This is a genomic window from Sphingobacterium composti (genome assembly GCF_009829075.1).
Lineage (GTDB): Bacteria > Bacteroidota > Bacteroidia > Sphingobacteriales > Sphingobacteriaceae > Sphingobacterium > Sphingobacterium composti.
On record NZ_WUQZ01000027.1, the window covers coordinates 15,970 to 41,170 of the forward strand.

17 protein-coding genes and 2 pseudogenes are annotated in these 25,201 nt (G+C 34.7%); 15 read left to right on the forward strand and 4 right to left on the reverse strand.

From position 1 onward, the window contains the following. Positions 1 to 155: 155 nt before the first annotated feature. The 3 genes from der to GOQ17_RS14260 are packed head-to-tail and all read left to right on the forward strand — an operon-like array spanning position 156 to position 3,860. Positions 156 to 1,463: a ribosome biogenesis GTPase Der gene (gene der, locus GOQ17_RS14250; protein WP_159638457.1), complete on the forward strand. Its 1,308-nt coding sequence runs from the start codon at positions 156 to 158 to the stop codon at positions 1,461 to 1,463. Between the two features lie 30 nt (positions 1,464 to 1,493). After that, positions 1,494 to 2,966 (forward strand): cysteine--tRNA ligase, encoded by a 1,473-nt coding sequence (gene cysS, locus GOQ17_RS14255; protein WP_159638459.1) that lies wholly within the window; start codon positions 1,494 to 1,496, stop codon positions 2,964 to 2,966. A gap of 24 nt (positions 2,967 to 2,990) precedes the next feature. Further along, on the forward strand, positions 2,991 to 3,860 hold the full coding sequence (locus GOQ17_RS14260; RefSeq protein ID WP_159638461.1) for a DUF4440 domain-containing protein: 870 nt from the start codon (positions 2,991 to 2,993) through the stop codon (positions 3,858 to 3,860). Positions 3,861 to 3,921: 61 nt separating this feature from the next. Here the strand turns inward: GOQ17_RS14260 and GOQ17_RS14265 are convergent, their stop codons facing one another. Beyond that, positions 3,922 to 5,286, reverse strand: coding sequence for a peptidylprolyl isomerase (locus GOQ17_RS14265; protein ID WP_159638463.1), 1,365 nt, complete (start codon positions 5,284 to 5,286; stop codon positions 3,922 to 3,924). Positions 5,287 to 5,516: 230 nt separating this feature from the next. On the opposite strand from GOQ17_RS14265, the gene GOQ17_RS14270 reads away from it, so the two are divergent. From GOQ17_RS14270 to GOQ17_RS14300, 7 genes are all read left to right on the forward strand, one after another. After that, positions 5,517 to 6,551 carry a lactonase family protein gene (locus GOQ17_RS14270; protein WP_159638465.1) on the forward strand — a complete coding sequence of 345 codons (1,035 nt, stop codon included), beginning with the start codon at positions 5,517 to 5,519 and terminating at the stop codon, positions 6,549 to 6,551. 41 nt (positions 6,552 to 6,592) lie between these two features. Then, positions 6,593 to 7,126, forward strand: a complete 534-nt coding sequence (locus GOQ17_RS14275) for an RNA polymerase sigma factor (RefSeq protein WP_159638467.1) — start codon at positions 6,593 to 6,595, stop codon at positions 7,124 to 7,126. Positions 7,127 to 7,169: 43 nt separating this feature from the next. Further along, entirely contained in the window at positions 7,170 to 8,345 is a 1,176-nt protein-coding gene (locus tag GOQ17_RS14280) for a FecR family protein (protein ID WP_159638469.1), read from the forward strand. A gap of 397 nt (positions 8,346 to 8,742) precedes the next feature. After that, positions 8,743 to 12,369: a SusC/RagA family TonB-linked outer membrane protein gene (locus GOQ17_RS14285; protein ID WP_159638471.1), complete on the forward strand. Its 3,627-nt coding sequence runs from the start codon at positions 8,743 to 8,745 to the stop codon at positions 12,367 to 12,369. 11 nt (positions 12,370 to 12,380) lie between these two features. Beyond that, positions 12,381 to 13,862, forward strand: a complete 1,482-nt coding sequence (locus GOQ17_RS14290; protein ID WP_159638473.1) for a RagB/SusD family nutrient uptake outer membrane protein — start codon at positions 12,381 to 12,383, stop codon at positions 13,860 to 13,862. Positions 13,863 to 13,886: 24 nt separating this feature from the next. After that, a complete protein-coding gene (locus tag GOQ17_RS14295; RefSeq protein ID WP_159638475.1) occupies positions 13,887 to 15,305 on the forward strand; it encodes a substrate import-associated zinc metallohydrolase lipoprotein in 1,419 nt (472 codons plus the stop codon). A gap of 4 nt (positions 15,306 to 15,309) precedes the next feature. Further along, positions 15,310 to 16,635: a DUF4302 domain-containing protein gene (locus tag GOQ17_RS14300; RefSeq protein ID WP_159638477.1), complete on the forward strand. Its 1,326-nt coding sequence runs from the start codon at positions 15,310 to 15,312 to the stop codon at positions 16,633 to 16,635. A 221-nt stretch (positions 16,636 to 16,856) separates the two neighbouring features. Here the strand turns inward: GOQ17_RS14300 and mtgA are convergent, their stop codons facing one another. Further along, on the reverse strand, positions 16,857 to 17,600 hold the full coding sequence (gene mtgA / locus GOQ17_RS14305; protein WP_159638479.1) for a monofunctional biosynthetic peptidoglycan transglycosylase: 744 nt from the start codon (positions 17,598 to 17,600) through the stop codon (positions 16,857 to 16,859). A gap of 127 nt (positions 17,601 to 17,727) precedes the next feature. Between mtgA and GOQ17_RS14310 the strand changes: the two genes are divergently transcribed. Further along, positions 17,728 to 18,090 carry a DUF2200 domain-containing protein gene (locus GOQ17_RS14310; protein ID WP_159638481.1) on the forward strand — a complete coding sequence of 121 codons (363 nt, stop codon included), beginning with the start codon at positions 17,728 to 17,730 and terminating at the stop codon, positions 18,088 to 18,090. 113 nt (positions 18,091 to 18,203) lie between these two features. Next, positions 18,204 to 20,810: a DNA mismatch repair protein MutS gene (gene mutS, locus GOQ17_RS14315; RefSeq protein WP_159638483.1), complete on the forward strand. Its 2,607-nt coding sequence runs from the start codon at positions 18,204 to 18,206 to the stop codon at positions 20,808 to 20,810. Here the strand turns inward: mutS and GOQ17_RS14320 are convergent. Continuing rightward, complete coding sequence (locus GOQ17_RS14320) at positions 20,807 to 21,925, reverse strand: hypothetical protein (protein ID WP_159638485.1); 1,119 nt, start codon at positions 21,923 to 21,925, stop codon at positions 20,807 to 20,809. The two genes, mutS and GOQ17_RS14320, sit on opposite strands and share 4 nt — an antisense overlap. A gap of 73 nt (positions 21,926 to 21,998) precedes the next feature. Between GOQ17_RS14320 and GOQ17_RS14325 the strand changes: the two genes are divergently transcribed. The 3 genes and pseudogenes from GOQ17_RS14325 to GOQ17_RS14335 form a co-directional block, all read left to right on the forward strand. Continuing rightward, the gene (locus GOQ17_RS14325) at positions 21,999 to 22,706 is read left to right on the forward strand and encodes a tRNA1(Val) (adenine(37)-N6)-methyltransferase (RefSeq protein ID WP_159638487.1); all 708 of its coding nucleotides are present in this window, start codon (positions 21,999 to 22,001) and stop codon (positions 22,704 to 22,706) included. 4 nt (positions 22,707 to 22,710) lie between these two features. Further along, positions 22,711 to 23,205, forward strand: coding sequence for a metallophosphoesterase family protein (locus GOQ17_RS14330; protein ID WP_159638489.1), 495 nt, complete (start codon positions 22,711 to 22,713; stop codon positions 23,203 to 23,205). Positions 23,206 to 23,269: 64 nt separating this feature from the next. Then, a pseudogene (locus tag GOQ17_RS14335) lies at positions 23,270 to 23,613 on the forward strand (class 1 fructose-bisphosphatase); the annotation flags it as partial. A gap of 13 nt (positions 23,614 to 23,626) precedes the next feature. Here GOQ17_RS14335 and GOQ17_RS16435 read toward each other — a convergent pair. Beyond that, positions 23,627 to 24,535: pseudogene (locus GOQ17_RS16435) on the reverse strand (IS982 family transposase). Between the last annotated feature and the right edge of the window lie 666 nt (positions 24,536 to 25,201).

The following is a 25,201-nucleotide window of genomic DNA, read 5'->3' on the forward strand; positions in this document are numbered from 1 at the left end:
TTTGAAAGGGCTTTTTACTACGTAAAGAGTCCTTTTTCTTTATGAGATTTCCCTGAAAGGAATACAATCTATTTTATGTAACTTTGTGCCTTATATTTCATTTTGAAATGAGTTGCCGAGATGGTAACGCGCGAGATTAATTTATTTAGAATAATATGGCAAACATTGTTGCAATTGTAGGTCGCCCTAACGTAGGAAAATCGACTTTATTTAACCGTCTTACAGAAAGTAGAAAAGCTATTGTAGATGACTTTAGCGGGGTGACTCGTGACCGTCATTACGAGATGGCAGAGTGGATTGGTAAGAAATTCACCGTTATAGATACAGGTGGTTTTGTGCATGGTTCGGATGATATCTTCGAGGAAGCTATTCGTGATCAGGTACATATCGCTATTGAGGAAGCTTCTGTGATTATTTTCATGGTAGACGTGAAAGTGGGTATCACTGATTTAGATGACGAAATCGCAGATTTATTGCGCCGTACATCAAAACCAGTTTATGTAGTAGCTAATAAAGTGGATCACGCCAAATTGCACCACGAATCAACCGAATTTTATGCTTTTGGTTTAGGTGAGGTGTATAATGTGTCATCAGCTACGGGTTCAGGTACAGGTGAGTTATTGGATGCAATAGTTTCTCATTTTCCTGATCCTGAAGAAGAGGTTGAAGAAGACCCGCTTCCAAAGGTTACAATTGTAGGTCGTCCGAATGTAGGTAAATCATCTTTGACGAATGCATTATTAGGAACTGATCGCAATATCGTAACCGATATCGCAGGTACGACACGTGATACTATTAAAATCCATTATAATCAATTTGGACACGAATTCTTATTGGTAGATACTGCAGGTCTTCGTCGTAAAAGTAAGGTAAACGAAGATATTGAGTTTTACTCGGTTATGCGTACAATTCGTGCATTAGAAGATTCAGATATAGTTGTATTAATGTTGGATGCTAATGATGGTATCGAAGCTCAGGATATTAATATTTTTCATTTAGCAGAAAAGAACAAAAAAGGTATTGTTATCGTAGTCAATAAATGGGATACTATTGAGAAAGACAACAAAACAATGAAAGAGTTTGAAGCTCGTATCCGAGAAAAAATTGCACCTTTCACTGATGTGCCTATTATTTTTACATCTGTGACGGAGAAACAACGTATTTTCAAAGTTGTGGAGACAGCGATGGAAGTACATCGTAATAAAACTAAAAAAATTCCTACTTCAAAACTGAATGAAGTGATGTTGGGTGTAATTGAAAATTATCCGCCACCGGCAATCAAAGGAAAGTACATCAAAGTAAAATACGCAACGCAATTACCAGGAAAGGCACCGATGTTTGCTTTCTTCTGTAATTTGCCACAGTATATCAAAGATCCGTACAAACGCTATGTAGAGAACAAATTGCGTGAAAACTTTGATTTCACGGGTGTTCCTATTCAAGTATATTTCAGACAAAAATAATTTTTTAAATCAAGCAAGCTAGAGTTCTATATGCAACACAATCTGGTACTTTATAATACATTAACACGTAAAAAAGAAAAGTTTGAGCCGATACATCCTAATCTAGTTGGGATGTATGTATGTGGTCCTACCGTTTATAGTGATGTACATTTAGGAAATTGTAGAACTTTTGTTTCTTTTGATTTAATATTCCGATACTTACTTCATTTGGGGTATAAAGTGCGCTACGTCCGTAATATTACAGACGCAGGTCACTTGGAAGGTGATAACGACGAAGGTGATGACAAATTCGCTAAAAAAGCGAAGTTGGAGCAGTTAGAACCGATGGAAATCGTGCAGAAATACACAATTGGTTTTCATGATATGTTGCGTCTGTTTAATACCCTTCCACCTAGCATTGAGCCAACAGCAACAGGACACATTTCAGAGCAAATCGAAATGGTGAAGCAAATCATTGCAAATGGTTATGCTTATGAAGTAAATGGTACGGTTTATTTTGATGTAGACAAATACACCAAAGAGCATAACTATACCATCTTGACAAATCGTAATCTTGAGGATTTATTAAATAACACGAGAGAATTGGGTGGTCAGGATGAGAAGAAAGGTAGACTGGATTTTGCACTTTGGATCAAAGCTAAACCGGAGCATATCATGCAATGGCCAGCGCCTTGGAGTGTTGGTTTTCCGGGTTGGCACATTGAATGTTCGGCAATGAGTCGCAAATATTTGGGTGACCAATTTGATATCCACGGTGGTGGAATGGATTTGGCTGCTACTCATCACACAAATGAAATAGCGCAATCTCAAGCTTGTAATCACACTACTCCTGCCAAATATTGGATGCATACGAATATGCTAACTGTAAATGGAGCGCGTATGTCTAAGTCAGCTGGTAATGGGTTTTTACCCGGCGAATTATTCACAGGTAATCATCCGCTTTTAAATAAGGGTTATTCGCCGATGGCAGTTCGTTTCTTCATGTTGCAAGCGCATTATAGAAGTACATTGGATTTCTCAAATGATGCTCTGGATGCAGCGGAGAAAGGATATAAACGCCTGATGAATGCTATAGCCATATTAGAAAAAATTGTTCCTGCTGCAAAATCAAATATGGATATTGATTTGGATGCTTTGACAGCACGTTGTTATGCTGCGATGGATGATGACTTTAATTCTCCAGTATTGATTGCTGAGTTATTCGAATTAGTGCGTTTAATTAATTCAATTTACGATGGTAAACAACAAGTAGACGAGGCAACTTTATTACAAATCAAAAAGTTATTAAATGATTTCGTTTTTGATATCATGGGCTTAAAAGACGACCAATTGGGGACAGATAACGAAAGTCTGGACAAATTGATGGAATTAGTCATAAGCCTGCGCAATCAAGCGAAACAAAATAAAGATTACGCAACCTCTGATAAAATCAGAAATGAACTTTCAGCTATCGGTATTCAATTAAAAGATAGCAAGGATGGAACACTTTGGAATAAGATTTGATTAAGAGATTGCAAATAATTTTAGATGAATTATATTACTATTCTTAAATCTGTATCATTAGCGACAGCAATGTTTACTACGCAGTCTTTGTTTGCTCAGCTTCCTGAAAAAGTTGGTGGACTTATTACTGCTGATCGTAATGCTGCTATTATATCCAAAGGCCAAGGTCCACATACTGCTTTCTCCTCAATTATCGATAAAGAATCAGTTTTTTATGTGCCTTCAGCAGTTAATGCTTTCAATTATTTGAATAACAGACCTAATATTCCAGATGTGATGACTTGGGAGCCGAATTTTGCATTGGTATCCAAAAGTTTGGAGTTTGGTGTGACTTCTGGAAGTTTGGAGTTTCAAAAAGTTGGCGCTATTAAACGTTTTGGACAATATCTGATAATTTGGAAACGAGATAAAAAGGGTGTTTGGAAAGTGGATATGCGTGCGGAGGTAGAAAATTACGGTAAGGCAGCAGCAAAGGATCTAATGTACCAAGAACCTGATGATTCTTGGTATTTAAAACATCGTTCTCAAGTGCGCTTAAAACAGCGTGAGGATATAGTATTATCAACAGATCAGTTGTTTTCTACGATATCAAAATCAAATACTGAAGCTGCCTATAATGAATTCATGGCAGATGAAGTGCGATTTTACTATCCATGGCAAAACGAAATGGAGGGAAAGAGTAACGTTGTCAATTTTATCAAAAAGCAACGTATAGATATAGTGACAGAGCCCTTAAAAGTTGGAAGAGCGTACAGCGGCGAATACGCCTATTCTCAAGGTACAGCAACTGTTCATACGAAGGATAAGGCTGTGAAATTTAATTATATCCGTATTTGGCAGTTGAAAGAGGATTTTCAGTGGAGGGTAATTTTAGAAATGATGTTTGAGCGTTAAATCATACTAGAAATATAAAAAGGCGAGGCTTGAAAATTTTCAAGCCTCGCCTTTTTATATGTTATTTACTTGCTAATTCTTTAGTCGGTTTTGTCCAGATTTTTAATTCCTCGCATGACATGAACTCAGGGTTGATATCTATGTAAGTTGTTTCTCGACGCGTTTCGAACCACTCACTAAGTGTACGGTTTACTTTGTCTTGTCTTGCAGCTTCTTTGATTTTTGCAAAGTCTTGCTCCAAGCTAGCTTTATGTGGAGGTATTCTCGATCGTAAATAATAGATACGATATGACCTTTCGCCCAATCTCTTATCTGTATATACGATTGGTTTAGATATTTCACCTTCTTTTAATGGGTCTATTGCGTTAAATACTTCTACATCGTCTAACTGATTCATTGGGATTAATGTAGAGCGATCTTCCATATTACTCACTACACCACCAGCATATTTTGTGTTTTGATCGTCTGAATATATTGAGGCAGCTTGATTGAAGGTTAGTTTTTTTGTGTTGATCAAATCAGCAATACTATCAATTTTCGCTTTTGCGCGGTTTAACGATTCTATTGTTGCTTGTTTTTTGACAAGGATGTGGCGTACGTTCACTTCTTCTCCTCTGCGGTCTAGTACTTGCAAAAAGTGAAACCCGTATTGTGTTTCGAATACAGGTGAGATTTCGCCCTTTTTCAATCTAAATGCATTCGCAGAGAATTCTTTCACCCAGTTTTCACGTGTATTAAAACCTAATTCTCCACCATACGGAGCAGAACCGTCTTCAGAATAGAGACGTGCTATAGTGCCAAAATCAGAACCATTCAATACTTGTTGGCGGTATCCCTCAGCTTTTTTGCGAAATTGATCTTTTTCTTCCTTTGTTAATACTGGGTTTATTACTAATTGTGCATATTCAATTTCTGTATTGAAGTACGGTAAACTATCAGGATTTAAACTGTTGAAATATCTTTTTACTTCTTCTGGAGTCACATCAATTTTAGACACAATTTGGCCTTGCATCTTGTTTCCTTTTAATTGTTCTGCGACAGCAGGGCGCATCTCTTCTTTGTGTTGAAGAATAGAGCGATTCAAAAATTCTTCTAAGCGCTCTTTGCCACCAGCACGTTGAACCATGTTACGAATACGGAAATTCAACTGGTCATCAACTTCACTTTCTGAGACTTCCACAGAGTCAATCACAGCTTGTTGTGCCAATAGTTTTTGTGTCAACAATTGCTGTAGTATGTAGCACTTAATATTGTCATCAGGCTTATTACCTTGTGCCAAAAACTGCGTGTATTCTAATTCTAAGTCAGATTGTAATATATGTGCATTACCTACAGTAGCTATTATTCGATCTACTAATTTTTCTTGTGCCGATAAAGTATTTATGTATACTGTTAGAATAATAAGTATTCCTAAAAGTTTTTTCATTAATTGTCTGTCAAAATTTATGGTACAAAAATATTAGAATAATTTATAAAAGCACTATTTTTCAAATGAATAATGCTAACTTACTCTCCGCAACTAATGTATATAGTGCATTATCTGCGAATATACTGTTTTGAATTTACCAAATAATCTATTTAACGAAATTTAACGAGTCTATGAAATGTTATAATCTTTCGTTCGTCTTTTTGTGTGTTTCAGCTGTTTTATTTACTATGGAAACATCATATGCACAAGTATATAAAATGTATGTCGGAACATATACGAATAATAACGATAGCAAAGGGATTTATGTCTTTGATTTCGATGAAATCTCGGGAAAAGCAACTTTGAATAAGACAATCAATATGAGTAATCCTTCTTTCTTAGCGCGTAATGGGGATAAATTATATGCAGTAAATGAGGATACAAAAGGTATGGTTTCTGTATACGATTTAGCTCAAGATAAAGTGTTGAGTCAGGTATCAACAAATGGAATGCACCCCTGTCATATCGCGTTAAGTCCAAAAGATCCTATAGCTGTAGTTTCTAATTATTCGAGTGGTTCTTTATGTCTTTTTTCATTGAATGGTGATGGAAGTATTAATAGTATGGATGATTTTATAAAATTTGATGGCTCGAGTATCAATAAGGAAAGGCAAAATAATTCACATATACATTCAGCTTTCTTTAATAAGGAAGGTACACAAATTTATGTATCTGATTTGGGAACGGATTTTATTTATGTATTCGATATTGTGTTTAGTGATGGGAAGTATTATTTACACAAATCACAAGATATAAAAACAAAATTGGGAGGTGGGCCTCGCCATTTGGTATTATCAAAGGATCAAAATACTATTTACAGTGTGCTGGAATTGACGGGGGAAGTGGAGGTATTTCAATATTCAGGTTCTGATTGGATTTCTAAACAAATCGTACCAATGTTTCCCAAAGATTTCGAAGGTGAGCATGGTGGAGCAGACATTAAAATAGACAAAAATGGAAAATATGTTTATGCTACCAATAGAGGCACCGCTAATTTTATGTACAAATATAGGGTGAAGAGCAATGGGTTATTAGAAAAAGTTGGACATGTTAGTGTCTATGGAGATTCACCTCGTAATGTAAATATTTCCCTAAAAGAAAAAAGTGTATTTATAGCTAATCAGATCACAAATAATATCACTATTTTAGATAATAAGTCTTTAATGTCGGAAATTGTCTACAACAAATTGGAATTGCCTAATCCTGTGTGTGTTATATTTTAGAATATTACTATGTTTGTATCAACATTATTCGAAATTCATTAATGTCTACTACTGCCAAATATATTAAATTAGAGTTCGAAAAGCATTACCAAAATCTTTGCTTTTTTGCCTATACATTAATTGGCGACAATGTAATGGCAGAGGATTTCGTTCAAGAAGCTTTTTTAGCATTTTATGCGAAGTTTGATACAATATTACCAAATGAAAACGTTTATAAATCTTTTCTGTACACATCAGTAAAGAATAGTATTTTGAACTGGCATAGAAGAAATAAAGTAGAATCCAAATATCATCAATTAACTAATTTTGAGGATTTTGTCGATTTGGATTTTGATAATGCGATGATTAAAGCTGAAACTATAGCTGAGGTGAATAAATTAATTCACAATCTACCTCGTGCCTGTCAGCAAGTATTTAAACTTTACTACTTAGAAGGCTTGTCTTCTAAAGAAATAGCGGCACAATTAAATATTAGTATAAATACGATTAAAACACAAAAGCTTCGGGGATTAAAATATATTCAATCAAAATTGCACCCCGAGTACTTCCTGATATTTATTTTTTTAATAAATTAATTTATTTTGTCACCCCTTTTCTTAATGATGGTTTCTTATTTGTATGAACCAAGAAGAAACTAACTTAGCTAAAATTATCGCTAAATATCTAAATAATGAATGTGATGATTCCGAAAGGGAATTGTTAGAATCTTGGTTATTGCAATCTAAGAAAAATAGGGATGTATTGGATGATCTGATGAATTCTCAAAGGCTTCAAGAGGATCTTATACAATATAATTTATTTGATAGAGCTGCCGCCTGGGGAAAGTTATCGGATAAGTTTAATGCGAATAGCACAAGTGTGAAGAAGTTTAGGTTCAATAAATTTGTGTATGCTGCGGCTATAATTTTCGCAATTATAAGCGTGTCATTTTTTTATCTAAAGTATGTAAATACATTCCAAAATAGGTATAGTGTTTTATCGGAGGGTGAAATCTTAAAGGATTCTGTTGGTGACATTCTTCCAGCCACTACTGGAGCTATTTTAGTAAATTCTGATGGTAAGAAGGTTGTTTTGTCGAACTCATTTAGTATTCATAAGGACGGCTCTGTAGCAATAGAAGGTTTAAGTTCAGAATCTCATACAAATAATTCCGAAAATTCATATTACGAATTAATAGTGCCCAAAGCCAAAATTATTCATTTTACGATGTTTGATGGAAGTAAGGTGTGGGTAAATGCTAACTCAAGATTAAGAATACCCACACAAAGTTATCAAAATGAACGTCGTATAACTTTATTATCTGGGGAAGCATATTTTGAAGTCGAGAAATTTGAGAATACCAAGTTCATTGTGGATTCCGAACATGGTTCTATAGAGGTGCTAGGAACAAAATTTAATGTCAATACTTTCAAAAACTCTTTTAAAACAACACTAGTAGAGGGTAGCGTTAAATTGATTAATGACTTTGATCAAAAGGTATTAATTCCAAATACGTCAGCAATTTTTATAGATCAAGAATTTATGACAGCAAAAGCAAATATGGCTTCAGATTTAGCGTGGAAAAATAATTTGTTTTATTTCAATAATCTTTCTCTAGATAGAATTGCTAAACAGATTGAGGATTGGTACGGGGTGAAGGTAAATATTGAAGCAAGTGTTGCTAAGTTAAATAACACATATTCTGGTGAGCTTGCTAGAAATGTGCCTCTGACTAAGGTCAAGGATATGTTGGAGTTCATATCAGGACTAGATGTAAGAATTGAAGGCGATAATTTGAATATTATAAATGAATAACAGGAATGCGCCAACATTCCTGTCAAAAATAATTTACTAACTGGTTTATAATGTAAACCGACTTAAAAATAATAAAAATTGTTAAGATACACATTATGTATGTTATTGAATTTCAGTTTTTTTGTATTTCTTTTTAAGAAATAAGTTTTATAGAATTTCTTTCATCAACAATATGTGTGTTTAATAGTGTGAATAAATTAACTAAGGTGTGAACGAATAAATTTAAAACTATGATCTGAAAATTACTATTAACCAATTAGGAGTGCGCCAACATTCCTGTCAAACTTAATTTACTAACTGATTTTTTTTAATGTTAAACCTTAAAAAATGTATGAATAATAATTGCCTACGAGAAAAGGTAAACAAGCCTTTCCTTCTCAGAAAAACGATCTTTTATATGAAAGTTGTCCTTTTGATTTTAATAACCAGTTTACAATTGGTTGCTGCAAAGACATCTGCACAAAGAATTTCTTTACAAGCAAGGAATGAGAAATTAGATGAGGTATTCAAGAGTATTACAACCCAAAGTAACTTCAAATTTTTGTATAATGATGAGGTAATAACAAAGCATCCAAGAGTATCACTTGAAGTAAAGAATGAACCTTTGGATGCTGTGTTGTCAAAATTATTACCAAAAGGACTTTTTGAATATAAAATAGTTTCAAACACTATTTTAGTAAATGTAGTTTCTAAAGCCGCGAATGAAACAACTATAGTCCAAACAAAAGCTTCTGGTACTGTGGTTGATGAAAATGGAAACCCAATTAGTAATGCGTCTGTTATATTGGTTGGAAGTAGTACTGTAGTAGTATCGGATAAAGATGGAAAATTCCAAATACAAGCTAATGTTGGTAATACTTTAGAAGCTAGATATGTTGGGTATCAATCCGCAAGAGTAACAGTATCGTCACTAAACAATATACGTATTGTCCTCCGCTCAGATGCTTCTACGAATATAGAAGAGGTTAATGTAGTAGCTACAGGATATCAAAACATTGATAGAAAGCTTTTTACTGGAGCAACTACAAAAGTTAATGCTAAAGATGCTGAAAGAAATGGTGTGCCAGATATTTCTCGTATGTTAGAAGGTCAAGCCGCCGGGGTATCGGTACAGAATGTTTCAGGAACGTTTGGTGCCGCTCCAAAAATTCGTGTACGTGGGGCTACTTCGCTATCCGGTGATAATAAGCCTTTATGGGTTGTGGATGGGATAATTTTAGAAGATGTAGTGAATATTTCTAATGAGGCACTTTCTACAGGTGATGCAAGTACTTTAATAGGTTCATCAGTCGCTGGGTTGAACCCAGATGATATTGAGTCGTTTACTATATTGAAAGATGCAGCAGCAACAGCGATGTACGGTGCTAGAGCGATGAATGGTGTAATTGTAGTTAATACAAAAAAAGGACGTAATACGAATGGAAAGCCGATAGTAAGTTATACTAGTAATTTTACTACTTATATAAAACCTACATATAATGAATTCGATATAATGAATTCAGCAGAACAAATATCGGTTTTGTTAGAAATGGAAAATAAGGGGTATTATAGCCATAGTAATGTAGCTAATGCAAAGGATGGAGGAATATTCTTTAAAATGTACAATCAAATGTATGATTATGATCCAAATTCAGACTCATTTACATTGAAGAACACTAAGCAAGAACGATTAAATTTCCTTTCACGATATGCGAAAGCAAATACAGATTGGTTTGATGTACTTTTTAAGAATTCATTATTACAAGAACACTCAGCTAGTGTGACAACAGGAGGTGAACGTTCTCAAAGTTATTTTTCAACTAGTTTTTTGAATGATAGTGGGATGACTTTAGGAGATAATGTTAAGCGCTACACCATGAATACACGTAATAACTTTAAGCTGAGTGATAAGTTTAGTGTGGAATTTTTAGTAAATGGTTCAATTCGTGATCAACAAACTCCAGGTACATTGACTAGACAATCAGATCCTGTTTATGGTAAATATTCACGCGATTTCGATATTAATCCATATTCTTATGCCTTAAATACAAGTCGCTTAGTCACTCCGTACGATGAAAATGGTAATCTTGAGTTTTTTACCAGAAATTACGCACCTTTTAATATATTAAATGAATTAGAAAACAATTTTCTAAAACTTAATATGTTGGATTTGAAGGCTCAAGGTGGTATTAAATATAAATTTCTACCATATTTAACATATTCAGCAGATGGCTCCTATCGTTATGCTAAAAGTGAGAGACAGCACCATGTTCAAGAATATTCAAATATGGCGCAGGCTTATAGAGCAAATGCTAATCCGACTGTTAATAATGGAAATTTCTTCTTATACGATGACCCAGATTTTCCTAATGAACCATCTATTGTAGTTTTACCAGAAGGAGGGTTTTATAATACGACACTTAATAATATTAAAAATTATTATTTCAGACATAATTTAGAGTTCGACCATACTTATAATGAAGATCATAGATTAAATGTCTTTGGTTCAATGGAATTACGCTATACAGATAGACAGTATACAGATTATGACGGTGTGGGTTACCAGTATGATAATGGTGGGTTGGTTAACTCGAATTATAAATTCTTTAAAAGAGCATCTGAGGCAGGTAATCCTTATTTTGGGATGGGATATAGCAAAGATCGTTTTGCTGCTTATGCCATTCGTGCTGCTTATGCTTTTAAAAATAAGTATAGTGTAAATAGTACTTTTAGATACGACGGTTCTAATTTAATGGGTAAATCACGAACTGCACGTTGGTTACCTACTTGGAATGTCTCAGGAGCTTGGGATATTGATCAAGAGAAATTTTTCGAGCCTATTCGGTTAATTCTTTCGGGAGCTAGAATAAGATCTACTTATGGATTAACAGCAAGTATGGGTAGTGCCAATAATTCAGCAGCAGTATTCTACTCTACTATCGCAAGACGACCATATGATAATGAGAAGGAATCTCTAATATATAATGCGAGTTTAGAAAATTCTGGATTGACATGGGAGAAATTATATGAATTCAATATCGGGACAGATCTTTCTTTCTTTAATAAGATAGATGTTACAGCGGATTATTATACGAGGAATATCTTTGATTTGATTGGAACGATTAGAACTTCTGGTATTGGGGGTGAATATCAAAAAATCGCCAATTACGGAACTATGAAAGCACATGGTTTTGAATTAACAGTGGCAGGAAATCCGATATCGAGGCAAGATGGCTTTAAATGGAGAACGCAGTTTAATTTTGGGATAAATAAGAATGAAGTAACTAGATTGGATGTTAATCAGAACATTTGGACTTTAGTTCGTGCGGAAGGAGCTCCTTTACAAGGAAATGCTCAACGAGGATTATATTCGCTTCAGTTTGATGGTTTGAATCCTCAATATGGATATCCTACATATATAGGTACATTTGGAGAGCGTAATGAAACCGATATTTGGTTACAAGATACTGATATTGATTATTTAAAATATCATGGTCCGACAGACCCAACTTTTACAGGAGGTTTCTATAATCAATTTTCTTATAAAAACTTCAGTTTGTCTGCATTATTTACGTTTGCAAAAGGAAATTATGTAAGACTTCAACCAACGATTTCAGATAGTTATGATGATATGACAGCTATGTCTAGAGATATTGTCAATAGATGGATAACTCCGGGAGACGAGGCAATAACAAATATTCCTGCCATCTTGGATAGGTTTGACTCAGAGAATAGAATAGTATCGTCAACTGGTAAGGTAATGAGTCCTAGATATCCTTATAATGCTTATAACTATTCTACTGAAAGAATAGCCAAAGGTGACTTTATTAGGTTTAAAAATATAAGTTTACGATACCAATTACCAAATAGTTTTGTTGAAAGATTTAAAGTAGCTAACGCCCAATTAGCATTTGTAGGGAATAATATTTTACTACTTTATTCTGATAAAAAGCTAAATGGTGCGGATCCGGAGTTCTTTAACAACGGGGGGGTAGCCATGCCTATCCCTAAACAATATACACTTTCGCTAAAAGTTGGTTTTTAATATTATGAGATATGAAAAGAACAAATAAATATATATATTCTATAATTATAACATCTAGCTTAATCTTTACTGCATGTAATAAATATTTAGATGTTTATCCGGATATGCGTACGGATATTAATACAGTAGAAAAAGTTGCGCAATTAGTAGGTTCAGCGTATCCTCAAGCTGATTATATTGCTATGGCCGAAACTTACTCTGACAATGCAATAGACAAAGGTCCTTCGGTTGGTCACAATGATGAACCATTTGTTAGTCTTTATTATTGGAAAGATATAAGTGACGATGGAACTAATACTCCTTCTAACTATTGGCAAGCCTGTTATGAGGCGATTAATCATGCAAATCAGGCTCTTAAAGCTATTGAGGATAATAAATTGGGAGACGAAGTCTTGCCTTATAAGGGAGAGGCTCTGATTGCAAGAGCTTATTCGCATTTTATGTTAGTAACCTTTTTTGCTAAGGCCTACGAGATTGGAGGAGTCAATGATTCTCCAGGAATTCCTTATATTACTGAGCCAGAGAATGTGGTGCTTGCACAATATAATAGGGGTACAGTAGCTTCTGTTTATGCAGCGATTGAGAAAGATTTGGTGGAGGGAATAGCTTTACTTCCTGGTGGTGTGTGGAAGGTGCCTAAATATCACTTTACACCAGCTGCAGCTCATTTGTTTGCTTCTAGATTTTATTTATTCAAAGGAGATTGGAATAAGGTAGTAGAACATGCTAACGCAGCAGTTCCTAATGGTGACTATTTATCATCTTTAAGACCATGGAATACTACAATTCGAAACTATACAGTCGAGGAATTTAGAACAGAATTAACTAAGTCTGATAAAAACTATAATGTATTATTGTCTAATACCTATTCTACATATCAACGTAGTACTATTGGTGGTACAACTAGGTATGGTTTCGGTACAAATGTATTTCAAAATATATACAACGGTATAACTGCTACTGGAGCTCGTTTCTACAATATGGGGCTAAGTTGGTCCGATGGTAACTATACGACATATGTATTCAAAGAGTTTTGGTATGCAACTAGTACTGCAGGAGATATAGGTCAGCCTTACATTATGCAGCCATTATTCATAGCTGATGAAGGACTTATGAATAGAGCAGAAGCATATGCACAGCTAGGTAATACAGCCGCAGCTTTAAAAGATTTAAATCAATTTGCTAGTGTAAGAATAGTGAATTATAATGCAACCAATCATGCTGTTACTGTTGAGAAATCTAAAGAGTTTTTTGAAGTTGATACTGATAGGGACGCTTTGGTACAAACGGTACTCCAATTTAAGCAGATTGGTTGGATGTGTGAAGGATTACGTTGGTTTGATATTTTAAGACATAGAATTCCTGTAGTACACAAGCACATCGCGACGGATGGAAGTGAATCCTTTGAGACTTTGGAGCCTGATGATAATAGGAGAATGTTTCAGATACCTCAAGACGCTGTAATAGCAGGTGTAGAGCTAAATCCTAGATAATAATTTATAATTAAATTTAAAGATATGAAAAAGATAGTTTCTTTTTTTCTGATAGTAGTGTCGGTTTTTGGAATATTGAGCTGTTCAAAAAGTGATGAACATCTTGAAGTAGATTTATCAAAGTATAACTCCGACATTACTGTAGAGAATGATATTGACAAATGGTTATCTGAAACTTTTGTCAATCCATATAATATTGAAGTCATTTATCGTTTAGAGAGAAATTTCACTAATGTTGCAAGAGATATATCCCCAGTAGGGCTTGAAAAAGTAGAGCCAATGATGAATGCGGTTTTGAAGACTTTTCTGCAAACTTACGAAGAAGTCGCAGGATCAGCCTTTATAAAGAAATATACTCCTAAGCAATTTGTATTATATGGGTCTCCATCATATAATGATAATGGGTCTATTACATTAGGTACTGCAGATAATGGGAGACGTATTGTTTTGTACGAATTAAATAGTTTGAATTTTAATAATCCTAACCAAGTTAAAAGACCAATTCGTACCATCCATCATGAATTTGCACATATTTTAAATCAAAATATTGTAATTCCTCCTTCATTTGAACAAATTTCAAAAAGAGATTATACAGCAGATTGGACAGGTGCCGCTAATACTCCTGCAGTAGCAAAATCATTAGGATTTATTTCTCAGTATGCGCGAAGTTCATTTGGTGAGGATTTTGCTGAGATGGTTGCATTTTTACTGGTCGAAGGTCAGGTGTTCTTTGATAATTATTGTGCTACAACAACAATTGAGGCGGCGAATGCGCTTAGAGAAAAAGAAAAGTTGGTCATAGCATATTATAAAGATTATTTTGGCATTGATTTTAAAATCCTACAAGCAACTGTTCAGAAATCATTGAAGGATAACTATAATGCTGTTGAACCTGAGGATAATACACAGTCTATACTTAATCTCATATTAAATAATAAGTTGAATAATATAAAATTTGACCCAACCTCAGATATTTTTAAAGAACACGGGATATCTAAAGATTTTGAAAAAGTATGGAAAAATTACGTAACAGCAGTATCTACTCAAGATTCAGTGCCATTGCGGAGATTTCCGCAGACACTATCTCTTATGTTTTCATCTAGTACTAGAATGGTTCTGAGAGTTGAATATTTAAATGCTAATAATGTGTTAGTGAATGCAGATTATAATTTTGATTTTATAATTGATCCGCTTGCAAATGAAATCAAATTCTCTAAATCACTACCAGAAGGTACAACCACAGCTCATAATAACGGAGCAGTGATTAGTTTAAAACCATCATTTGAAAAATATTTGTTGCCATATTTTACAAATAGGGTTTTTACTATGGAATGGCTTCCTAAGACTATTTCTTCTACAGATCCTTTATTTAGGACTTTGGGAGGGTTTTCTGAAAAAGGATCCACAACTAATTTTTATTATGGACCTATAGTGTTGAAATAATAGTATGAGAAAGATATTAATAATGCTTATTACTGCGGCAATAGTTGTTGGTTGCAGTAAACAAGAGACCGAGTTGATTTTCAACTCAACGCCAGAAGAAAGGATGAATCAATCTCTCGCTGAACTGAAATCTACATTAGTTAATGCGCCTAATGGATGGATAGTAGGCATGGAGACAGGTACTAAGGGTGGATATGGATTCTACATGGATTTTTCTGAGGATGACAATGTCACAATGTATAGTGATGTGAACGAAGGTTCGAGATCAGTGTCGAAAAATTCCACTTACAGAATTAAGTGGGGTACGACTGCATCGTTGATCTTTGACTCTTATAGTTATATCTCACTTTTACAAGATCCCCAGCCTTCTGTTGCAGGAGGCGTTGCTGGTAAAGGGTTTCAAAGTGATTTGGAGTTTAATTTGAATCGAATTTCTGGGGATTCTATGATTTTTAGTGGAAAGAAATATAATAATCAACTAATTTTGGTTAAAGCTTCGGAATATGAGAAAAGTGGATACTTAAATGAAAAATTTCCAGAAGATATTAAGATAATTAATGAATATCTTAATAATGGAATACCAGTAGTTAAAGTAGGGGATGTTGAAACTGAAATTAGTATAAATAGCGATAAAAAAGTTTTCAGTTTAGTAGGATTAATTGATAATGAAGTTGTAGGCGTAGATATTAAATATTTTAATATTATAGGAGAAAGTATTGGATTTATTAAACCTATTGCATATAATAATGAGTATTTTACTGCAATAGTTAAAGAGGAGTCAGGGTACAAATTATTAACTCAAAGTGGTATGAAATTTGATATTTATAAATCAGATAATTATATATTACCTCCTGCATATAAGTTGGGATCCGCAATTTCAAAAATGACAGTTCCAGGTGCATTTGATAATTCCGAAAATTTGCCAGCAAAAACATGGTCATCATCGTTCGCAGTTGATTGGATTAATTATAATGTTTTGGCTAAGACATCCGGATATAATTTAGTTACTGGCACAACTACTCATACATTCGTACCTGTAAGAAACGAAATCTCCGTTACTACAACTATTTTTCAAAATACTTCTCCATTTACTGCCACCTATGCTTATAAGTACTCATTGGACAATGATAGGGGAATAATAAAATTTACATCGATATCTGCCGTAAATGGAAATGGTGGTATAATCGTTCCTTATATGGAAGACAGTTTTTTTGCTAATATGAAAGATAAAGAATTTAATCTATCATATATAAAGGATGAAAAATTTGGTAATGCTATTCAATTTACTAGAGTAGACGATCCCAATTATTTTTTCACATGGTTCTATTAATCATTTATATAAAAAATACAAAGGGTAGTAATTTTTAAATTCTACCCTTTGTTTTATGATTGTCCGCTTTTTGGACAAATGGATCGTATTACAGGGTAAGTGCTTGATGTTGAGTCAAAGCAACCTCTGTTCAATGCTAATTGAGAGTTTTATTGGATATCGAACATACTGAGATAGCTAATCTTATCAGTGGTAAGATATAATTTCAATACATAACACACCTACTCCGGCACCGAATAATGATTCAAATATCGGACAATGCTATTGGCTCGAGAGTTAATATAATTTGAGGGTCTTCGTGCATCCCATTTGCGTGGATTAGGAAGGATTGCAATGATTAGTGCCGCTTCCTTTTTAGTTAGGCTTTTACCAGATTTGCCAAAATAATATTGAGCAGCAGCCTCTGCGCCGTAAACACCTTGTCCCATTTCAATAACATTTAGATAGACTTCTAATATTCTCTTTTTAGACCAAAAAATCTCGATAAGTACAGTGAAGTAAGTTTCTAAACCTTTACGTATCCAAGAACGTTGAGGCCACAGAAAAACATTCTTAGCAGTTTGTTGTGAAATAGTAGAACCTCCACGTAGTGGTTTGCCGTCTTTATTTTTTTCGAAAGCTTCCATAATAGCTTTGGTATCAAAGCCATTGTGCGTCATGAAATGCGCATCTTCACCCGCTAAAGCAGCCTTTTTCAAATTTGTGGAAAGTTCGTCATAGTCTAACCAATCTTTCTCTATTTTAAACCCCTTGCCAGCAGCCTTCCATTCAAAGCCACGCTTTATCATTAGATATGTCACAGGAGGATTTATAAAACGTAAGGCTATCACCCAAAAAATAGTTATCGTAAAAAATCCTATTATAATTCTTAAAGTCCATTTAGCGGCTAATTTAAGCCAATTTTTGGATGGTGATTTTCGAGTATTTGTTCTTTTCCGGGAAGTTGTGTTTCTTTTAATAGCCATGACTATTTGATACGGTATTTTGATGCAAACCTAAATAAAAAATTACAATATGAATAAGCAATAATTCAATGTTTAAGACATATTTATGTGTAATAAAATTAGCTATCTTTATATAAAACGAGATAATATGAAAGATACCAGCCACCACGACGACAAAATAGCAAAAATGACTTTTGCGTCCGTTTATCCACATTATGTGACTAAAGTTGAGAAAAAGGAGAGGTCGAAAGCAGAATTGCATGAAGTGATTAGTTGGTTGACGGGTTTTTCAGAACAACAAATACAACAACATATAGACAATAAATCCACTTTTGAAGATTTTTTTGCGTCCGCAATCTTACATCCAAACGCTCATCTTATTACAGGTAGTATATGTGGCTATAAAATTCAAGAAATTACCAATCCATTAACACAACAAGTTCGGTACCTGGATAAATTAGTGGATGAATTAGCTAAAGGCAAAAAAATGGATAAAATTCTAAGAAAATAGATAAGTTTATATGTTTGTTTTGTGTGATTTTAGTCAAAAACTAAGGTTTATTAGTCCTTGTCAAATCACTGCATTTATCTTAATTTTACAACTCAACTAAAATTTATTTTCCATTGGCAAAGGCAAAGAAAGAAACTCCTCTAATGCAGCAATATAATAGCATTAAAGCTAAATATCCAGGTGCATTATTGTTATTTCGTGTAGGTGATTTTTATGAAACGTTTGGTGAAGATGCGATTAAAGCTGCCGGAATATTGGGGATTGTCCAAACCAAAAGAGGAAATGGTACAGAGTCCGAGACCGCCTTGGCGGGATTTCCCCATCATTCACTCGAAACTTACTTGCCAAAATTGGTCCGTGCAGGCTGTCGTGTAGCCATATGTGACCAATTGGAAGACCCTAAACAAACTAAGACTATTGTAAAACGTGGAGTTACAGAGTTAGTGACGCCTGGTGTTTCATACAATGATAATATCGTACAACAAAAGTCAAACAATTACTTAGCGTCTATTTATTTTGAAAAAAGCATCGTTGGAATTTCTTTCTTAGATATTTCTACAGGCGAATTTTTAGTGGCGCAGGGAGGTGTGAATTATATTGACAAATTGCTTCAAGGCTTCAAACCGACAGAAGTAATTATGCCGCGCAAACAGTCCAAAGAGTTTCTCGAGCAGTTTGGTTCGTCCTATTATACATATTTTCTAGACGAATGGCCATATTCTGGCGATTATGCCAATGAAAATTTGCTCAAACATTTTGAGGTAAATTCGTTGAAGGGTTTTGGTATCGACCGTATGCCGACGGGGATTGTTGCTGCGGGGGTTGCGCTTCATTATCTCAATGAAACAGAACACCGCAATTTGCAACACATTTCGAATATTTCTCGAATAGAGGAAGACCGATTTATGTGGTTGGATCGATTCACCATTCGCAATTTAGAATTGATAGGTTCAGCAAATGAAAATGCAATTACACTTTCGGATGTGCTGGACGAGACTGCTTCGCCAATGGGAGCGCGTCTATTAAAGCGTTGGATTGTTATGCCACTCAAAGATCGCAAATCTATTCAAGAGCGATTGAATGTAGTAGATTATTTTTATCAGAATCGTGATTTGCGTGATGACCTCATTCGAGAAATAAAACAAGTGGGTGATCTAGAGCGTTTGATTTCTAAGATAGGATTATTAAAAGCTAATCCACGTGAAATAATCCAGTTGAAACGTTCCCTCTATGCTACTGAAAAGTTGAAGCAATTGACGAATGTTCAAGAGTCAGAGGCTTTGCGTATGATTTCTGAGCAATTGAATGCTTGTGCTATCATTCGTGAGAAAATAGAAAACACTATTCAGGCTGAACCTCCCGTTTTACTCCACAAAGGTAATGTGATAGCAGATGGTGTAGATGAAGATTTAGATAAGTTGCGTAAGATAGCGTTTGGAGGAAAAGATTATCTAGTCGAAATACAAAAACGTGAAGCAGAGGCAACAGGTATTCCATCTTTAAAAATAGCATTCAACAATGTCTTTGGGTATTATTTGGAAGTGACTAATACGCATAGAGACAAAGTTCCAGAAAGCTGGATTCGCAAGCAAACGCTTGTCAATGCCGAACGATATATCACGGAAGAGCTTAAAGAATACGAAGAACAAATCTTAGGCGCAGAAGAGAAAATTCAGGTAATTGAAAATAGAATTTACAGTGAATTGCTGGTTTCGATTGCCGAGTATATAAAGCCTATTCAGCTGAATGCACAGTTAATAGCTAAGTTGGATGTGCTTTTAAACTTTGCAACTATTGCGGAGAAAAATTATTACACAAAACCAGAAATTTCAGATTCTAAAATATTAGATATCAAAGGAGGTCGTCACCCCGTAATTGAGAAAAATCTTCCAATAGGAGAGGAATATATTACGAATGACACGTATTTAGATCCTGAATCTCAACAAATCATTATTATCACTGGTCCGAATATGGCGGGTAAGTCGGCACTTTTGCGCCAGACAGGCTTAATCGTGTTGATGTCTCAAATCGGGTCATTCGTGCCAGCAAAGGAAGCACACATCGGATTGGTAGATAAGATTTTTACACGTGTGGGCGCATCGGATAATTTGTCCTCTGGCGAATCTACTTTCATGGTGGAGATGAATGAGACGGCAAGTATTATGAATAATTTGTCTGACCGTTCATTAATCTTATTAGACGAAATTGGTCGTGGAACGAGTACCTACGATGGTATTTCTATCGCGTGGGCTATTGCAGAGTTTCTGCACAATCATCCATCGGCTAGAGCCAAAACCTTATTTGCGACACATTACCACGAATTGAATGAGTTGAATAATTCGATGCCACGCATCAAAAACTATAATGTGACGGTGAAAGAAGTCAATAATAAAGTGATTTTCTTACGCAAACTAATGCCAGGCGGCTCAGAACATAGTTTTGGTATTCACGTAGCTAAATTAGCAGGAATGCCTCCAAAATTGATTGGTCGAGCTTCTGAAATTCTCAAACGTCTGGAGCAAGAGCGTACTGGTGGAGAGAAAATAAAAGACAGCATGCGTAAAATCCAAAAGCAAGCACACCAATTGCAAATGTTTGCTATCGACGACCCTGTCTTAGAGAAAATTCGAGACATGCTGAATAATTTAGATGTGAATTCACTTACACCCGTGGAGGCTTTGATGAAGTTAGATGAGATTCAGCGCGTGCTTAAGAGTTAAAATCGTACAAAAAGCTCAAACGAAGCGTATTTGGATGGGATAGTTGTTTTTAGACGGCTATCCCATTTATATGGAATAAGATGTAGATTACTTTCTATCCCTATGTAAGTTTTTTTGCTTATATGCCTCATGATAGAAATGCCAAATGTGGAATGCATAGTTTGCACATTTCTCGGCAACCTCGTTTCGGTTTCATTTCCTTCATCATCTTCCCCATATACGGTTTCAGATAGTCCAGTCCAAATAACGCCATAACCCGCATTTACCTTTGGTAAAATTATGAATCTATATTTGTCTAGCAATTTATAACCAACACCTATTGCCAAAACATGACTGGAATTGGGTTCGACTTCTCGAATTTCCTCTTTATACACAAAATCTATTGCAGGTGTTTTGGTATGCACTCTAAATTTGTAATGCACATCAAATACAAAATCACTGCTAAAGGATGACATCATCGATATCCCACCAGTTAGAGATTTGCCGAAATATTCATTTTCGCCAACCGGTAAAAACGTGCCAACATGTATGCCAAAAGTATGCTTTTCTTTATATTGTTCTAATTCGATTCGCTGTTTCATCTTTTTGACAGATGAAGTTTCGGGTTGCATTATACTCATATAGGCGTTAATGTCATCTTTGAACAGAAGTAATAAAGCTTCTTCTTCTTTGTTTAAGTGATTATATGTTAAAGAATTCAAAAGTGCATTTGCTTTGACTTTCAATAAAGAATCAGCCCGATGACCTAAAGGGATGTAAGTATATTTTTTCTTATTTTGCTGATAAGCATTTCTATTCGTATATGTTGCATCCCATCGTTCTATCAGATTTTCATCAAATTTATTTTTCAAATATTTAGCGCGGATTTGGTCTGTATTGGTTTTATTTATTATTTGATAAATTAATTTAGTCCTTAAAGTAAATTCAGTCTCACCACAGGTTGCCTCAATCGTATTTAAAATTTGTATAATATTATTGTAATCATTGTCTTGTAGTTGTGCAGCTAGTTTTTCCAGGGCTATAGCTGTCACCGATTCGCATTGATTCTGTGCTTGGACTGAAGAAAATGTAGTATATAGTATAACAAACGAGATAGCGGTTTTTATAAATTTCATATTGGTTAATTTCTGTTAAAAGTATGTATTTATTTCAATTTCTTTAGTTGCAATTTAGCTACCTTTGTTAGACATGAAATCAGTATTTAGGTTTAAACAGTTTGAAGTTAATCAGCAAGGTTGTGCGATGAAAATAAACACTGATGGGGTGTTGTTGGGGGCAATGGTTGATGCGAATAATCCATCTAGAATATTAGATATCGGAACAGGTACTGGCGTGATTGCACTCATGTTGGCACAGCGATACTCTGAAGCTCAAGTCGACGCAGTAGAAATAGATGAAGATGCGCATAAAACTTCCATAGAGAATTTTCAAAATTCACCTTTCGCTTCGCGTATAAAAGGCGATTTGGGTTCGTTTGAAGAGATGAATGTACTCAATAAATATGATTTAATCGTTAGTAATCCGCCCTTTTACACGAATTCTTTACATAATCCAGATTCAAGGAAGAAATTAGCAAGACATGCGGATCTTGATTTTTTTGATAAGCTGTTGGTATTTGCAAAAGAATATCTTTCTGAGCAAGGGCAATTAAATTTGATACTACCAGTTGAATTAGCAGAATATGTGATTTTAAAAGGGGAAGAATTGGATTTTTGGCTATCTAAATCTATTGTCATAAAATCTTTTACAAATTCAGAAGTTATTCGAAAAATAATCACATTGAAGAGAGAAAAGGTTGAAAAAACTATTTTGGAAGATTTCGTGATTTACCAAGAGAAAGGTGTTTATTCCCAGTCTTATCGTACTGTATTAAAACCATTCTTTTTAGCATTTTAGGGATATGAAAAAGATAGGATTGATTTCGGATACACACAGTTATTTGGATGATGCGGTTTTTGTTCATTTCAAAGATTGTGATGAGATATGGCATGCCGGCGATTTTGGTTCTTTGGAAGTGGTTGAGAAATTGGAAGCTTTCAAACCTTTTCGAGGGGTGTATGGCAATATTGATGACAAAACAATTCAAATGCGCTGTCCTGAACATTTGCGCTTTGAGTGTGAAGGTGTGGATGTGTGGATGACACATATTGGTGGTTATCCTGAACGCTATTCTTCTTTGGTAAAAACTGAGATAACTAAAAATCCACCTCAACTTTTTATTTGTGGACATTCGCATATTTTGAAAGTACAATACGACCAAAAATTGCAGCTATTACATCTCAATCCTGGCGCAGCAGGTAAACAGGGTTGGCATAAAATTAGAACTTTGATGCGATTTGATTTAAATAACGGTAAAATTGAAAACTTGGAAATTATTGAGTTGAATTTAAGGTGAAAATTTTCATATTTTTACTTTTGAAAACTCAAATTTATGATTCTACAAAACCCTAGGTCAGTTCATTGTTGAAAAACAAGCTGACTTTCCTTACGCCAAAGGCACTCTCCCGTTTATTACTTTATATTGCTATACCCGCCAACATTGTGAACCGTGAAGCCTATAAGGCTGGAGTCTAGATGGTAGTGTAGGTTGGAACTATTTTTTCTATCTATAGACGCAAGAGTGAGGTGGGAGAAGAGTTGACAGAAGACCATTATTTACAGACTGGATTGGATCAGGTGGCTGCTGGTTATATCATTTATGGTTTTTCTACTATGCTTGTATATACCATGGGATAAGGTATTAACGGTTTTACTCTGGATCCGTCTATGGGTGATTTTTTTATCGCATCCTAATATTAAAATAACGTGAGTTCGGTTTAAGCAGCAAGGAATAATTGATTTTGTTGCTGTTCAAACTGAATGTTTAAAGAAGGCTTTTTAGGAAAAAAAGCATAAGCTGCCAAAGTTCCTAAAATATTTAACAAGAAGTTGTTTACCGACCTGTGTCTAGTATGCTGTAGCTTGCAAATGTTCTTTAGTTCATCATTTACACATTCAATGATTGGTCTTTTTCGAAGCATTATTTTATCGGTTTGACTTAAGTTCATTCCTTTCATATTTTTTCTAGGTTTGGTCACCATCTGTATTCCATTTCCCCAGAGTATATCCGCCATTGCTTTTGAAATATACCCCTTATCCCCATATAGTTTACCAAAAATATCCTTGGTCATATTCATCATATGTTTTAGATTTCTGTCATCCACATTGCCCTTAGTAAGGTAAAAAGACAATATTTCTCCTTTATCATTGATGATTAGGTGTAGTTTGAAACCATAGAACCAACCTATTGGAACACTGACCCCGTTCAGCAGTATCTCTGAAAACTTTATTTTGGTGTATCCTTCTGTTGTGGCACACCTTGATATGCGTAGAGTCAATAAAATTAATACCCCCACTCTTGCCTAGACAGCACATCTTTACAAAAGCATAAAGGTCAGAGCACACCTTGGTTGAAGCTCGACAAACCTATTATAAGAGGTTAATCCAGGGAAAAGATCCTTGAGATGGGGCAATGCATAATGCACATAAAAAGACTTCAAATTGCTGAATTGACCCGAATGAAAAAGGACCATTAAGCTGATCATTTCACTCTCACAAAGACTAGCTTTTCTATTGCGTTTACCGATTTTTCTGTCTTCTAAAAGCTTTTCTTCAAGAATAGGTTGGATTTCAATGCAAAAATCATCCACTTTTACGAAAATTTCTATAACTTTATCTCTCAACATAAGGCTTGATTTATATTTGTAATAATTTGATTGTCAACTAATTATATACAAAAATCAAGCCTTATTTAGTTAAAATAATATATAATTTCACTTTTTTCTTATCCCGAACTCACGTTAAAATACCTTATACCAATAGATCTTATATTTCACGCTATATAGATTCAATGGTGGCAGATATTGACTGAAATTTATTGTTGGGTGGTGTCTTTATCTATCCACAGACAGCAGCGCAGCCAAACGGGAAATTGCGCCTTAATGTACGAATGTGATCCTATCGGATTTATATAGACAAGCTGGTGGAAAAGCATCGACTGGAAATAAACGGATTTTGGACATGTATCTGCTATTATGGGGAGTACAGCGATGGTCAATATGGTTTTAGAGTTTTTGCAGTAGTCTACAAGCTATCGCGAACCTGGATTAAGAAAGATTTCTAACGCTTTTGTATAAAGGGTTTAAGAATTATAATGGTCTTACTAATGTGTTCAGTTAAGTATTAGATCATAAGTTTCAGAATTATTATTTAATTGTGATTATTTAAAATATTCCACACGCTCACAATAAGTTACGGTTTGTTTCGTTTTTATTTTCCCGGGATGCTTGTTTTGTATTACAAATCTTCCCTATCTTTGCACCACTCCGCAAGGGAGGAACGGTTCTTCGGAG

Bases quoted from the DNA above. Each gene is read 5' to 3' on its own strand.
- GOQ17_RS14330 (WP_159638489.1), top strand. From the start codon at position 22,711: ATGAAAAAGATAGGATTGATTTCGGATACACACAGTTATTTGGATGAT.
- GOQ17_RS14310 (WP_159638481.1), top strand. From the start codon at position 17,728: ATGAAAGATACCAGCCACCACGACGACAAAATAGCAAAAATGACTTTT.
- GOQ17_RS14295 (WP_159638475.1), top strand. From the start codon at position 13,887: ATGAAAAAGATAGTTTCTTTTTTTCTGATAGTAGTGTCGGTTTTTGGA.
- GOQ17_RS14265 (WP_159638463.1), bottom strand. From the start codon at position 5,286: ATGAAAAAACTTTTAGGAATACTTATTATTCTAACAGTATACATAAAT.
- mtgA (WP_159638479.1), bottom strand. From the start codon at position 17,600: ATGGCTATTAAAAGAAACACAACTTCCCGGAAAAGAACAAATACTCGA.
- cysS (WP_159638459.1), top strand. From the start codon at position 1,494: ATGCAACACAATCTGGTACTTTATAATACATTAACACGTAAAAAAGAA.
- GOQ17_RS14285 (WP_159638471.1), top strand. From the start codon at position 8,743: ATGAAAGTTGTCCTTTTGATTTTAATAACCAGTTTACAATTGGTTGCT.
- GOQ17_RS14300 (WP_159638477.1), top strand. From the start codon at position 15,310: ATGAGAAAGATATTAATAATGCTTATTACTGCGGCAATAGTTGTTGGT.
- GOQ17_RS14270 (WP_159638465.1), top strand. From the start codon at position 5,517: ATGGAAACATCATATGCACAAGTATATAAAATGTATGTCGGAACATAT.
- GOQ17_RS14320 (WP_159638485.1), bottom strand. From the start codon at position 21,925: ATGAAATTTATAAAAACCGCTATCTCGTTTGTTATACTATATACTACA.
- GOQ17_RS14290 (WP_159638473.1), top strand. From the start codon at position 12,381: ATGAAAAGAACAAATAAATATATATATTCTATAATTATAACATCTAGC.
- GOQ17_RS14275 (WP_159638467.1), top strand. From the start codon at position 6,593: ATGTCTACTACTGCCAAATATATTAAATTAGAGTTCGAAAAGCATTAC.
- GOQ17_RS14260 (WP_159638461.1), top strand. From the start codon at position 2,991: ATGAATTATATTACTATTCTTAAATCTGTATCATTAGCGACAGCAATG.
- GOQ17_RS14280 (WP_159638469.1), top strand. From the start codon at position 7,170: ATGAACCAAGAAGAAACTAACTTAGCTAAAATTATCGCTAAATATCTA.
- der (WP_159638457.1), top strand. From the start codon at position 156: ATGGCAAACATTGTTGCAATTGTAGGTCGCCCTAACGTAGGAAAATCG.
- GOQ17_RS14325 (WP_159638487.1), top strand. From the start codon at position 21,999: ATGAAATCAGTATTTAGGTTTAAACAGTTTGAAGTTAATCAGCAAGGT.